This is a genomic window from Legionella spiritensis, assembly GCF_900186965.1.
GTDB classification, from domain to species: Bacteria; Pseudomonadota; Gammaproteobacteria; order Legionellales; family Legionellaceae; genus Legionella_C; species Legionella_C spiritensis.
In genome coordinates this window covers 2137460-2150675 of record NZ_LT906457.1, presented here as the reverse complement: position 1 = coordinate 2150675, position 13216 = coordinate 2137460, and the positions used below count along the sequence as shown (strand labels likewise).

Genomic DNA, 13216 nt, shown 5'->3' with positions numbered 1-13216 from the left:
TGGGAAAGAATATACCTTATGCCCTGTAAGGTTATCAGAAAAGAAATAAAAAAACAGTCTTGACACCAGGCTTTGTGAACCCAAATGGTATTTGGCACCCTTTTTTGTAAAAGAACCGTAGCCCGTAAGGAGGCCTGTGGCCGTATTGCGGGTTTCAGCTCCAATATGGTCCCATGTGAACCGGTGAGCGCCTAAATGAACCGTTTCCCGCATTACGGCTTTGCCTTCATGACGGGCTACAGGGAGCTATTCATAGTTGTACAACAATAATCCCTCGCTTTCGCTCGGAAAAGAATTTGGTACACGGAACCTGGGGGTGGGTTGTAAACACCCCCTAATAAAAAATCACCAAAACGCAGGCACATTGTTGGGACACGCTTTACCATGATGAAACCAGGCCAAATCGTCTAACCGGTCGGCCAGGGTTTTATCGCCGCAGGAGAATATTTCGGGAGAAACAAGTTATCGGTTGACTATGTGATAATGTTTAAGGATTATGCCCGGAACCTAAACATTAAGGTGTTTATCCGGTATGTTGTCATCAATAAAATCCGCAGTTCACGGGCTCATGTTGTGCGCTTTGTTATCGTTTGGCGTTATACCCGGCGTTACCGCCGCTCCCAGACCTTTTATTATTGATACCGACGTCGGAGTCGATGATATAGTGGCTATCCTGTATGTATTGCAGCGGCCGGACATTGTTGTCAAAGCGGTTACCATCGCGGCCGATGGCAATGCGCATTGCCGTCCGGCTTTGGCCAACACACTGGGTTTGCTGCAAAAAATGGGACAAGCGAATATACCGGTGGCTTGCGGCCAGGAAAAGCCTTTGATAGCCTCGCATCGTTTTCCCGATTTCGTACTGGAAGAATCGGATACGCTCGCTCATACGGCCCAATTGTTGCCAGAAGTTCGGGTAAAGTCGCGACACAATGCCGTGGATTTAATGATTCATACCCTGAGGAACTCTCCCGAACCCGTGACCATTCTGGCGATAGGCCCCTTGACCAATCTGGCTCAGGTGTTGCAAAAAGACCCTGAGATAAAAAAGAAAATCCGGATCATTTATATCATGGGCGGAGCAATCGATGTACCCGGAAACATCCCAGAAGTGGCTCCTGATATTCACAACGAAGCGGCCGAATGGAATTTTTATCTGGATCCCCATGCTGCCAGGATGGTACTGAGCAGGAATATTCCTGTGGTATTGATCTCACTGGATACTACAAATCAAATCCCGGTCGATATGGCGTTTTACCATGCGATCAAAGCCATGCGTCCCGCGCCCGGGACTGATTATGTATTTGCGCTGCTTCATAACGGTATGTCGATGATTCGTGATAATAGCTGGTTTTTCTGGGATCCACTTGCGGCAGTGATTGCCAGTGATGAATCCATAGCTACTTTTAAAACTCGACGGATCAGTGTGTTGCTTGCCCCGGAAAGCCGGTCTGGAGCAACCGTGGTTGATAACCGTCATGGTTATGATGTCCGGGTGGCGGATACCGTCGACAAACCGGCGTTTGAACGGCTCCTGTTGCGTTATCTTAATCAACCGGTTGGAAAAGTCTGAGCGCTTCTGGTACCATCCTTCCGGGCATAATTCGGTGCGCAGAACCTGGTTTGGTCATGTAACATGATGTATCAATATTCCACTTATGATTCGGTTTATCACGGTCAGTATGAAGGCGGTATTACTCTGGAAGAGTTAAAACCGTATGGCGGGTTTGGACTTGGTACATTTGATGCCCTTGAGGGGGAGTTGGTCGCTTTCGGGGATCATTTTTATCATTGCGTCGACGGGCGATGTACACCGGCGACGATGGCCTCAAAACTGGCCTGGGCTGCAGTGTGTCACTTTAACGAGGATGACAGGATCATTCTGGAAAAGCGGGCGTATGACGATTTTAAAAACAATGTCCTTCGTTTGTGCGATTTTGCACAAAGACTGGTTGCTATTGAACTTCAGGGCATGTTTGAGCACATCACACTGACCAGCACCAAAAAACAGAAAAAACCTTACCCGTCTATAGAAACAATCATTGAGGAAGCCATTCATTTTCCTCACAGCTCGGTGGATGGCGTTGCCGTCGGCTGGTTTGCGCCGGCTTGTTTCGGTGGTATAAAAAGCCCCGGGTTTCATTTTCATTTTGTTGACCGGACAAAAAACGTCGGCGGTCATGTTGTCGATTTTTCCGGATTTTCCGGGCAAATGAGACTTTGCTATCCCAAAGGATTCCGGGTTGATTTTTATAACAAAGCCTGTCAGGACACGCCTGACAACATAAAGAAAGCGTAAGCCGGACAAGGCGTCCGACTATGGCCACCCTGAATTTTATTTCGTTAATTTCCTGATGGCGTCATCGATATCATCGACTTCGCCTGAATAATGATAATAAATTCTTTGATGTTTGCAGTCGATGATGCAAAGCTGTTCTTTGGGTTGATCATCAATCTGTTTGAAAATCCAGTAGATTCCATCCTTGTTTTCACGTTTAATATCCTTTAACAAATCGAGCATTTTATCTTCTTCAATTTCAGCGTAGGTGCATACCAGGCTCGATGTATTATCAGCCGTTATTTTGTATCCGAAATGGTTTTCTTTCATAATCGCAGCCTCATATGGGTCGTTTTTCCAAGTATGTTTCAATTAAATCCGGTGTTACTGGTTTACTGAATAGATAGCCCTGCACTTCATCACAATTTTGCTTTTTCAAAAAATTCATTTGTTTTTGCGTTTCCACACCTTCCGCAACCACTTTGAAATTAAAACTTCGCGCCATGGCAATAATAGCTTCAATAATGACTTCATCACTGCGTGAAGTCGAAATATTCTGGACGAAAGATTGATCTATTTTCAAGCGGTCTATATGCAGTTGTTTTAAATAATTCAAGCTGGAATTGCCCGTTCCGAAATCATCCAGGACTATTTTAACGCCAATTTCCTGTAACTGGTTGATCACTCTAATAATATCCCGATTAGTGATCACCACGTTTTCCGTGATTTCCAGCTCAATCAGCTCGGGCTTAATCTTGTATTCCTCCAATATGTCCTTGAGCATGCCGGCAAAATTGGCTTGTTTCAACTGCTGGGTCGCGACATTCACCGCTATCGGTACCAACGGTAATTTTTTCTTTTTCCAGGTTAGCAGTTGTCGGCAGGCTTCCCGTATGACCCACTCCCCTATACGAATAATCAAACCGGATTCTTCCGCCGCGGGAATGAAATCCAAAGGGAGTAATAATCCTTTTTTCGGGTGTTTCCAGCGTATCAACGCTTCGACGGATAATAAAATATGGTTTTCAATATCCAGTTGCGGTTGGTAATATAAGATAAATTCCTCTTTCTCTATAGCCCGACGTAATTCGGCTTCCTGTTTGAACTGTTTGTCGGCGTGTTCATTTAATTGCCTGGTATAAAATTGGAATTGATTGCCCCCTTGTTCTTTCGCCTGATACATGGCCAGATCGGCATTTTTTAATAATTTATCCACGTTTTTGCCGTCAGAGGGAAAAACGCTTATGCCGATGCTGGGGGTGATGAGAATTTCCCGTTTGGCCACCCTGAAAGGATGTCTGAACGATTGCAGCACCCGGGTAGCCACATTGACAATACTGTTGCTATCGGCCAGCTCCGGTACAATCATGACAAATTCATCGCCACCCAACCTGGCCAGGGTGTCTTCCTTGCGGACTAATCCCAGCAGGCGTTTGGCTATCATACGCAGTAACTCATCGCCTATGGCATGACTTAAACTGTCGTTGACTAATTTGAATCTATCCAAATCAAAAAATAAAATACCGAATCGCTGTTTATGCCGAAGGGCATATTGCATATTGTTCTCTATTCTGTCGGTCAGGAGAACCCGGTTGGGTAGACCGGTCAGCATGTCATGAGAAGCCTGATATTCCAGTTTCCTTTCAAGATTGGCGCGCTCCGTCACATCGCGAAAACTCCAGACACGGCCAATGATGTTGTCATTTAAATAATGCGGTTGTGAATAGCATTCGAAAATCTTGCCGTTCTTAAGTTTTGTCAGAAATTGATTGGTTTCCTCAATATGTTCCTTGAAATGCGTGATATGGGAGAGAAACTGGCTGGGTTTCAATATCTTATCAAGAATATAGTCCATGAGTTCCTGGCCGTTTTTTTCTTTCACCATGGAGTCGTCAATAGGCCACATGGTCAGGAATTTGGAGTTGCAGTCAATAATAATGTTGTCCAGATCAAGAACCAGGATGCCGTCCGCCGACGATTCAATCGTTGATCTTAGTAAAGAGAGCGATTGCTGCAGGGATTCCGTACGCTCATCAACCGTTTGCTGTAGAATTTCCGTATGGTGTTTGGAATCCTTGGCCAGAAGCCATTTTCTCGTTAAGGCACAGGCCAGTTGTCTGACTGCTACGGTATCAAACGGTTTTTTCAGAATAAGATAATTATCGCCCATGCCTAGTTTTCTAACGGTTTCTTCCCAGGAATAATCCGAATAGGCGGTACAGATGACAACCTGAATATCCGGATCTACTTCCCACATGCGTTTTATGGTTTCTATGCCATCCCAGCCGGGCGGCATACGGACGTCTACAAAAGCCAGCGCATAATGCTGTCCCGCCTGCAGAGCAGACTTGATTTTTTCAACCCCTTCACGGCCCTGGGACGCGGTTTCGAATATAAACTCCGGCAAGGAATACTCGGAATTGTCCTGGGTTTTATTATTTAGGGTGATATCGTCGCCAAAGAGTTGCTGATCCAGTTCCGATAATTCAGTGATGGGGTTTGAGGTTGTCAATACCTTGATAAAATCCCGGTGAATGGCCGGATTGTCATCGATGATCATGATGCGCAGTTGAATGTCATTCATTGAATATCCCCTCTTTGCCGGCATGTGTCTTGACGGGAAGTGTCAATATGAATCGGGATCCTTGCCCTGTCCCCGGGCTTTTTGCGAGCAGGGAACCCCCCATTTCCTGGGCTGATAAAGCAGCGCTGTGCAAACCAAAACCATGGCCGTTTTCCTTGGTGGTGAAACCAAAGGAAAAAATCTTGTCCAGATTGTCCGGAGCGATACCAACCCCGTTATCGCTGATGATGATTTGAACGTTTTGTCGTTTCTGATCTTTGATGATGAGCTTGATTTCCTTTATTAACGCTTCAGAATCAAGTAATACCGCGTCTCGGGCATTTTGAATCAAATTGACCAGGATTTGTAACAATTTGGATTTGTCCGCTTCTATAAGCGGGCATGCTTCAAACTCACGGGTAATTTCAATAGCGTCATCCTTGGCGGAGCTCATGGACATATTGATCGCTGTTTCTATCACTTCAGGGACGTATATTTTTTCATTCATGCTGGATAAGCCGCTTACGGATTTCTGCATGGCCACTATTTCTTTAATATGATGAATGTCATTTAATAAATTATCTACCTCAATGCTGTTTTGCTGTTGTTCCTTGATGATGACCTGAGATATGGCGGACAGATATTTCGGAATCAGCTGCCCTTTGGGATCCTTGCCAAGAAAGTCGACGATGTTGTCGGAATGCTCATGCAGCATTTCTATGATTTTAATAAATTTTTCATGATAAGGCTGTGCGTAGCTGTTTTTTAATAAACTGACGGAGACATTGGAGCTGTTTAAAATATTTCCTATGTTGTGAAGAATGGTGGCTGCTACTTCGGCCATACCGGCTCGTCTGGCCGTATCAAGGAGCCGCTGATTTAATTCCCTGATTTTTTCTTCGGCTTCCTTATCCTGATGTATGTCTATAATAACGCCGGATAACTCTTTTTCTCCTTCCTGGCACTGCCCGATGGTCCGATACCAACGGTATGTCCCTTCCGGATTTCTGACGCGAATTTCACATTCGTAATCAATATGGTGTTCTAACGCGTCCTGCACCGCTTTTTCAAACTCATAGCGGTCTTTTTCATGAACCAGTTCCATAAACTCCTGGTAGGACGGTGGTTTTTGGGATGGGTCGAGATGGAATATGGTAAATAATTCTTTTGACCAGAGAGCATAGTCGGTTTTACCGTCATAGTACCAATAGCCAAGGCGGGCAAGGTGTTGCGCTTTTTCCAGTTTTTCATTCAAGCCCAACAGTTCCCGGGATGAAATTTCCATGGAGCGTTCGTGTAAATAACGCTCTTGTTCCGCCTCGATGTAGGCTTTATTAACCCGCGACAAAAAATCAACCCAGTTTTCCGGATTATCGGGCATTTTATCCGGTGATAAATGTGTCTTATCCAGTTGTCGTTTTAATAATTTATGAATGTCCATAACTTAATTATAATTATTTTCCTTTATAAACAATTTATTACGACTCATAAAATGTGGTAATTGTCATGGTTTGATTATGTAGTTCGCAATTACCGACCGTATAAGGTGATAATTCCCCGTAGGAATAAAATCCGACTTGTGTCGTTCCTTCCGGTAAGGACTCCAGGGTTGATTCAATTTCCTCTTCGGTTCGCTCGCCTAATAACAAACGCCTGCCTACACAACTGATGTCAATGGCCAGCACAGGTCTGTTGATGTCCCCGGGCTTGTCAATCATGCGTGTTTTGGCCAGTTCTCCAGCTTCATTGGCACTGTCAATCAGGCGATCGAAATTAGCCCGCATTAGCTGTGCGTAACAACCCGTTGGAATATCACCGGCAAAGATTAAAGACTGGTTGTTTTCATCAACGGCAAGAATGGTACGTACCAGCTGGAAGGGTTTTTTCGCGCTCGGTTCACTGATTGCCAAAGGATATAGCAATCCTGAAGAGGGGAGATCCGCTGCTTTATCGCCCAGGTATTCTTTATAAAGCTGTAAGGCGGGCTGATAATCCAGTTCATACAACACGTTGGCTTCTGAACGGGTGACTCGTCGAACCGGTCCAAAGATGTCCCAGCCCCCTTTTGAGGCGTGTCCTACATGAAGACGGTTACCATAAAAACCTATCGCGACCACATAATTACTCAGGAGATCGCCATTTAAAATAGTCCAGGTCTTCTTAAAATCACTGCCGTCTCCGGCTAACCCTCCGGTTATAATCAGGTTATCTTTTACGCCGGTGTTTAAGCCTTTTACCAGTTCGGAGCCATTCACGTTTAAACCATCGGATAATACGAAGATGCTGCGAAGATCCGGGTCTTCCAGTTGTTCTGCTATGGATTGCCCGGCCTGGATGGAGTTCTGCGAGCCATTGACTTCCGCCTTGGCAATTTTCAACTCGGTATGATGAAATTTGGCGACGACTACGGAAAGACTTTTATCGACAATGGTGTTTTTAAAAATTTCCCCGGCACTGGAGCAGCCGATTATTTTTGAATGGTTATAAGCGGCTGATAATTCCTTGATGGGACTGGTATCATAGATAAACTCCGGAGCTGCGAATATCAGCACCAGAGTATGTTCCGAATCGAGTTCGGGGAAGCGTTCCAGACTCCATCCTTTGTCTTTAGTATATTGAAATGCCTCAAGTTCCATGAGTTCTCCCCAATTCATCTTTATGGTCTGATTGCTATGCTCTTATCAGCCAAAGATTTCTTCTTCCGGTAATGATGTTCTTTGTTAAAAAGTATAGTATAAATATGTCCCAAAATGACAATGAATATATCATTGTCTTTCTCATGTAGCCCGTCATGAAGGCTTCGCTGTAATGCGGGATAACGCTCATGTGAGTATTTATTGTTTACGGAGTCCAAATTGCGAATTGCAAAACAAAACTATTCCTTGTACTGTTCTGGAAATCCAAATAAACAAAACGATGGCAATGACCATGATTATAAAATCAATGTTAGCGGGAATGCTTGCATGCGTTCTGGGACAAGCCCATGCGATATGTGTCAAAAATGAAACGGATTTTAACCTGTATTACGAGATTTATAATCTGAATACCGGTTGCCCGGTTCCCAAGGTAAAGTTTCACAGCGGTATTCTTCATGGCCAGCAAACAAAATGCCACGCCCATTCGCCAAACGACGGCGACGATTGGAAAATTTACCGCCATGACTTGATTAAAATATTTAAAATTAATAAAAACAACGAACGCGTCCGGGCCTGCGAGAAAAACGTTATGGGCATACTAAATACCCTGGAAGTGAATTACCATGACTGGTCTGATACATGGTGGTGTCTTGATGACAGTGATGATGAGGACTAGTAACATGTTCTTTGCACAAGACCAGTAGCCCGTGAGGAGGCTTTCGGCCGCATTGCGGGTTTCATGATCCCGCATTTCGGCTTCGCCTTCATGACGGGCTACAAAAAAAGGACAAATCACATACCTTTTTGCTGCTTTAAACAAAATAATTCTGGCTCATTCAGTGATAAATACACGGAACAAGGATGAAAACGGTTTTAATTACAGGAATCAGTCGAGGGATTGGATTGGCCGCAGCCAGGAAATTTCTGGCGGAAGGATGGCAGGTCATCGGTACGTCCACGAGCGGTAAAACGCCGGTTACCCATCCTTGCCTGAAAATTTTCCCTCTGGACTTGAGTGATTCCCTATCCATTCAAACGTTGGCCAGTCAATTGCCTCCGCTGGATTTGTTAATCAACAACGCCGCGATATTACTGGAATCCGGGGCGGATGTTAAAGTGGATATGGGGTTGTTAAAAAAAACATTTGCTGTGAATGTATTCGGCACTATCGAATTAACGGAACATTGCATTGATAAATTACATAAAAACGCCCGGATCATTAATATCTCTTCCGGTTGGGGGACGTTCAGTTCCAATAATTCGGCAGGTCAGCCGCAGTATAAAATGTCCAAAGCCTGCCTCAATATGTATACGGTTCTGTTAGCGGCAAGACTGCCGGATATGTGCGTGTCAGGACTCGATCCTGGCTGGGTGAAAACCGATATGGGGACGGAAAAGGCGCCTACACACCCGGAACAGGTGGCTTCTGAAATTTATAATCTGGCCTGCACTTCCAAAAAAAGCGGGTATTTGTGGAGCAGGGGACATATCAGGGACTGGTAGTGCTTCCATTTGGTTTTGCATGGTTTTAATTCTTAAAAAAAGTCTACGTCCCGCGACTTGTTTAACCACTTAAACCGGCGATGTATTTAATAATGATCCCGGCGCCCTTTTTATCCTGACTCAGCAACGATTGATAAAATTGTATGATGATTTCGGCGGCCTGTTTTTTGTCCAGAGAGGCATTGTCCGGTTGCTGAAAGGTCATTTCAACGGATTGGGCGCCGTATTTTTTGGTGAGCCGGTCAAAAATGCCGTTAAGCAGGAATTGCGCATGGGCGAGATCGTTTTTAGATAATGGCGATTGAGGTGAGCGCAGTGCGCTGCGTATGATGTTCTCTTTGGCGTGGAGCAGGTTTTTTATTTGTTTTTTTGAGGCGTTAACCAATAATCTGTTGATGTTGGTATCATTAAATCGATTGGGAAACTCGGACGCCAGAACCAGAGTGGGATTCATTTCATAGAGTGTTTTGTAGTAACGCACGGTGGATTCAGCCTGGTTGTAGAGTGCCTCGTTAGAAGAAAAGACCGCACATTTCATCACTTCCGAGTTCACAAATTCACTGGTGAGAGAAATCACATTCCTGGAATGATTATGAATAATATCTTTTTTAACCCGCACGACATAATGTTTAAAATCAGCAGGTGACTTTTCAGCGAGCAAGGCAAAAAGCGGGGTGTTTTTTTTGACATCGGACTCAAAAACCCAGGCTTGGTAATAAGGAATGCCCAGAATATTGACCAGACCGAGGCTCAGGATAACGACCGAAATTGATAACCAATAGGACTGTTTGGAGCGGACTTTAAAAAAACGAAGTATCGCTGCTGTGGTAAGCGCCGTTAACAGGCCGACTCCAAGGTATAAGCCGATTAAGCCAAACATGATCCATTTGCCCGGTTATTTTTTGTTTATTTAAGAATAGTCTGAAATGGACAATACGGTGAAAAAAACAAAAAATTCTTTCTACAAGGGCGCGTGGGTATTGTCCATGTTTTTTACAATAGATGCTTCATGAGGTCTGTTTGACCGGAAACAGCATTATGCTCTGATAATAAAGTAAATTTCATCCGGGACGATAACGTGATCATCGCTGGACTATAACGGAATGCAATGATTGATAGGAATAAAAAATCCGTTAGAAAATCCTGGACGGGATAACGGTTATGACGGCTTCACAAGCGGAAGAAAAAAACATTGCTTCCAAATGGCAATTATTGTTGGTATACAATCTTTACCGTGTCGGCTGTGTGTTGCTTTTTTGGGGAATTTTTCTTTATCAAGTCACGGGAATGGAGGAAATCGATTATACGCTTCTGGGGTTAAACAGTATCTATCTGTTTCTCGCCTGTATATTTCTTTACCTGAAATATATTGAAACGCCTCGTTTTGAAACACAGGTTATCCTTTCCGGAACCATTGACGTTATCGTGCAATCGCTGTTAATCAGCTTGTTGAGTTATCCTCGTTTCTGGATAGGTATTCTGTTGAATGCGACCATTGCGGCTTTAAGTATCCTTGTTCCCGGGCGTCTTGCCATTTTCTTTGCATCCACCGCCAGTTGTATGTTGCTCGGCTTCAGTATTTTTCAATACGGTTATCATGATTCGGATAATTTAAACAATTTTTTTTACAGCGGCGTTTATGGCGCCGGTATTTTTGCGACAGCCATCACAGCCTGGTATCTGGCGAATCGGGTGCGGACGAGTGAAACAATTGCCGCCCATCGCAGTTATGAATTGGCGAATATGCAGAGAATTAATCAGTATATCGTGGAGCGTCTGCATTCCGGTATCGTATACTTGGACGCGAACAATAACATCAAACTAATCAATGACGCCACGCGAAAATTTTTTAATTACCCTGAACAAACGGAACTGAATTCGTTAGTGCAGTTATCCTCGGAACTCGATAAAAAATATAACTATTATCTTGATAAAGTGGGCGATGATCTTCGTCCTGCCAAAACAATGATTGAAGATCCTCATCTGTTGGTTCATTTTTTTCCAACCGTTGTCGAAAACCGCATTACCGTCCTGGTTTTGCTGGAGGATATGACGGCTGTTTCGCAACAGGCTCAGCAGTTAAAACTGGCGGCTCTTGGTCGTTTTTCAGCAAGTATCGCCCATGAGCTGCGTAATCCGCTTGGCGCTATCGCCCATGCCGCCCAATTGCTGGGAGGAAATAATCCGCTCCATAGTGATGACGCGCGATTGCAGCAGCTTATTCTTAATAATTGTAATCGCATGAACTCCATTATCAAAAACGTGATGCAATTATCGAGAAGGGAGCAGTCGCAACAGCAATCCATCGAGTTATCGGCCTTTCTTGAGCAATTTAAACATGATTTCTGTGCTTATAATCCTTGCCATATTGAAATAGAGCTGCCCGAATCGTCCATGCTGTCGTTTTATTTTGATAAAAGTCAGCTGGAACAAATTTTGGTTATACTTTGTGATAACGCGATACAACATGGACGTGATGGGCAGGATCAAGTGTTGATATCCATAAAAGTCCGGCAACTGGAGCATACCATGCAATTGATGGTTTGCGATCGGGGGCCTGGTGTGGCTGATTCCATGAAAGATACCATATTTGAGCCGTTTTTCAGCACGGTTCGTACCGGTTACGGGATGGGATTGTTCATTGCCCGCGATTTATGTGAAATCAACCAGGCTCGTCTGACGGTAAGCAACATGGAAACAGGTTGTTGTTTTACAATTACCTTAAATGAGACGAGAGAGATGCTGCTATGAGTAAGTCCAAGATTCTGATCATTGATGACGAACCTGATATTTGCGAATTATTGTCAATCACCTTAAACCGCATGGGATTAAGCTGTGAAACGGCGAACAGTTGCCAGCAGGGAATGAACTATATTAACAGGCACGACTACTCACTGGTATTAACGGACATGCGTCTGCCGGATGGGGACGGTATTGAACTGGTTAAACACATTCAGAAAAACAAACCCCAGATCCCTGTGGCAGTCATTACGGCCTATGGAAATGTGGAAGGAGCCGTCAATACCTTGAAAGCGGGGGCTTTTGATTATGTATCCAAGCCCATTGATTTACCTATGCTTAAGGAACTCGTGAAAACCGCGTTATCCATGCAACAAAACCCCATGGCGGCCGGCGATGACAGATTGCTCGGCGATAGTCCGGTTATGAGGGAGCTTCGGCAGAATATCGGCAAACTGGCCCGCAGCCAGGCGCCGGTGTTTATTCTTGGCGAGTCGGGGGTGGGTAAGGAGCTGGTGGCTCAATTGATTCACAGCGAAGGGCCGCGCAGCGACAAACCTTTTATTCCGGTTAATTGCGGCGCCATTCCTTCGGAATTAATGGAGTCGGAGTTTTTTGGGCATAAAAAAGGAAGCTTTACCGGCGCTATTTCCGATAAAGACGGTTTGTTTGTCGCAGCGCAGGGGGGGACGTTATTTCTGGATGAAGTCGCTGAATTACCGGTAACCATGCAGGTTAAATTGCTTCGCGCCATTCAGGAAAAAGCGATAAAACCCATCGGCGAACATAATGAAGTCCCGGTGGATGTCAGGATTCTTAGCGCCAGCCATAAAAATTTACAGGATGAAATCGCATCAGGACGATTTCGGCAGGATTTGTATTACCGGGTTAACGTTATTGAACTGCAGGTACCCGCGTTGCGGGAGCGCATCTCGGATATTCCGGGGTTAGCTAACCATATTCTGCAAAATCTGGCAAGTCAGCAGAATCGTAATATTGAGCCGTTGTCCAGGGCATGTATTCAGCGTTTGCAATCGTATCATTTTCCAGGAAATGTCCGGGAGCTTGAAAATATTCTTGAGCGCGCTCTGGCTATGTGCGACGGTGAAGCGATTGCCGTAGATGACATCCACCTTCCGGTTACGCCAAGCAAGGCGGCAACAGAATCATCATGCGAATCTGCCGCGAAAAACCTTGACGGCTCTCTTGTTGAGCATGAAAAGGAACTGATACTGAACGCACTGGAAAAAACGAAATGGAATAGAACGGCGGCAGCCAGATTGTTAGGGGTCAGTTTCAGAACGTTACGGTATCGACTGAAGAAACTGGGGCTGGACTAGTCCCTTTTTTGTAGTGTTTCCTGTTACGGGAAAACATTCCTTCGGGCGCTCACCTGTTCCCCTGCTACAACATTGGACCATGAAACCCGCAATACGGCCGCAGGCCTCCTTACAGGTTACCGTTCTTTTGTAAAAAATGGTGCCGGGGCATTTTTGG

11 protein-coding genes are annotated in these 13216 nt (G+C 44.8%); 6 read left to right on the top strand and 5 right to left on the bottom strand.

Features of this window, described 5'->3' with window-relative positions:
* The first annotated feature begins 532 nt into the window (after positions 1–532).
* Both CKW05_RS09665 and CKW05_RS09660 read left to right on the top strand, forming a co-directional pair.
* Positions 533–1573 (top strand): nucleoside hydrolase, encoded by a 1041-nt coding sequence (locus CKW05_RS09665; protein WP_058482948.1) that lies wholly within the window; start codon positions 533–535, stop codon positions 1571–1573.
* 63 nt (positions 1574–1636) lie between these two features.
* Positions 1637–2299 (top strand): acetolactate decarboxylase, encoded by a 663-nt coding sequence (locus CKW05_RS09660; RefSeq protein ID WP_082642738.1) that lies wholly within the window; start codon positions 1637–1639, stop codon positions 2297–2299.
* Between the two features lie 36 nt (positions 2300–2335).
* Here the strand turns inward: CKW05_RS09660 and CKW05_RS09655 are convergent, their stop codons facing one another.
* Genes CKW05_RS09655 through CKW05_RS09640 form a run of 4 tightly spaced genes read right to left on the bottom strand, consistent with a single transcriptional unit; the run spans position 2336 to position 7477 of the window.
* Positions 2336–2608 (bottom strand): hypothetical protein, encoded by a 273-nt coding sequence (locus CKW05_RS09655; RefSeq protein ID WP_058482946.1) that lies wholly within the window; start codon positions 2606–2608, stop codon positions 2336–2338.
* Positions 2609–2618: 10 nt separating this feature from the next.
* Positions 2619–4862, bottom strand: a complete 2244-nt coding sequence (locus tag CKW05_RS09650; RefSeq protein ID WP_058482945.1) for an EAL domain-containing protein — start codon at positions 4860–4862, stop codon at positions 2619–2621.
* Positions 4855–6282: a sensor histidine kinase gene (locus tag CKW05_RS09645; protein ID WP_058482944.1), complete on the bottom strand. Its 1428-nt coding sequence runs from the start codon at positions 6280–6282 to the stop codon at positions 4855–4857. The genes CKW05_RS09650 and CKW05_RS09645 overlap by 8 nt, the downstream gene beginning before the upstream one ends.
* A 37-nt stretch (positions 6283–6319) precedes the next feature.
* A complete protein-coding gene (locus tag CKW05_RS09640; RefSeq protein WP_058482943.1) occupies positions 6320–7477 on the bottom strand; it encodes an FIST signal transduction protein in 1158 nt (385 codons plus the stop codon).
* Between the two features lie 292 nt (positions 7478–7769).
* On the opposite strand from CKW05_RS09640, the gene CKW05_RS09635 reads away from it, so the two are divergent.
* Both CKW05_RS09635 and CKW05_RS09630 read left to right on the top strand, forming a co-directional pair.
* Positions 7770–8153 (top strand): hypothetical protein, encoded by a 384-nt coding sequence (locus CKW05_RS09635; protein ID WP_126338483.1) that lies wholly within the window; start codon positions 7770–7772, stop codon positions 8151–8153.
* 185 nt (positions 8154–8338) lie between these two features.
* Positions 8339–8980, top strand: a complete 642-nt coding sequence (locus CKW05_RS09630; protein WP_058482941.1) for an SDR family NAD(P)-dependent oxidoreductase — start codon at positions 8339–8341, stop codon at positions 8978–8980.
* Positions 8981–9041: 61 nt separating this feature from the next.
* Here CKW05_RS09630 and CKW05_RS09625 read toward each other — a convergent pair whose 3' ends face one another.
* Positions 9042–9860 carry a hypothetical protein gene (locus tag CKW05_RS09625; RefSeq protein ID WP_058482940.1) on the bottom strand — a complete coding sequence of 273 codons (819 nt, stop codon included), beginning with the start codon at positions 9858–9860 and terminating at the stop codon, positions 9042–9044.
* Between the two features lie 281 nt (positions 9861–10141).
* Between CKW05_RS09625 and CKW05_RS09620 the strand changes: the two genes are divergently transcribed.
* Entirely contained in the window at positions 10142–11731 is a 1590-nt protein-coding gene (locus CKW05_RS09620; protein ID WP_058482939.1) for a sensor histidine kinase, read from the top strand.
* On the top strand, positions 11728–13059 hold the full coding sequence (locus CKW05_RS09615; RefSeq protein WP_058482938.1) for a sigma-54-dependent transcriptional regulator: 1332 nt from the start codon (positions 11728–11730) through the stop codon (positions 13057–13059). The genes CKW05_RS09620 and CKW05_RS09615 overlap by 4 nt, the downstream gene beginning before the upstream one ends.
* Positions 13060–13216: the final 157 nt, after the last annotated feature.

Coding starts and splice junctions, on each gene's coding strand:
- CKW05_RS09665 (WP_058482948.1), top strand. CDS start 533: ATGTTGTCATCAATAAAATCCGCAGTTCACGGGCTCATGTTGTGCGCT.
- CKW05_RS09660 (WP_082642738.1), top strand. CDS start 1,637: ATGATGTATCAATATTCCACTTATGATTCGGTTTATCACGGTCAGTAT.
- CKW05_RS09655 (WP_058482946.1), bottom strand. CDS start 2,608: ATGAAAGAAAACCATTTCGGATACAAAATAACGGCTGATAATACATCG.
- CKW05_RS09650 (WP_058482945.1), bottom strand. CDS start 4,862: ATGAATGACATTCAACTGCGCATCATGATCATCGATGACAATCCGGCC.
- CKW05_RS09645 (WP_058482944.1), bottom strand. CDS start 6,282: ATGGACATTCATAAATTATTAAAACGACAACTGGATAAGACACATTTA.
- CKW05_RS09640 (WP_058482943.1), bottom strand. CDS start 7,477: ATGGAACTTGAGGCATTTCAATATACTAAAGACAAAGGATGGAGTCTG.
- CKW05_RS09635 (WP_126338483.1), top strand. CDS start 7,770: ATGATTATAAAATCAATGTTAGCGGGAATGCTTGCATGCGTTCTGGGA.
- CKW05_RS09630 (WP_058482941.1), top strand. CDS start 8,339: ATGAAAACGGTTTTAATTACAGGAATCAGTCGAGGGATTGGATTGGCC.
- CKW05_RS09625 (WP_058482940.1), bottom strand. CDS start 9,860: ATGTTTGGCTTAATCGGCTTATACCTTGGAGTCGGCCTGTTAACGGCG.
- CKW05_RS09620 (WP_058482939.1), top strand. CDS start 10,142: ATGACGGCTTCACAAGCGGAAGAAAAAAACATTGCTTCCAAATGGCAA.
- CKW05_RS09615 (WP_058482938.1), top strand. CDS start 11,728: ATGAGTAAGTCCAAGATTCTGATCATTGATGACGAACCTGATATTTGC.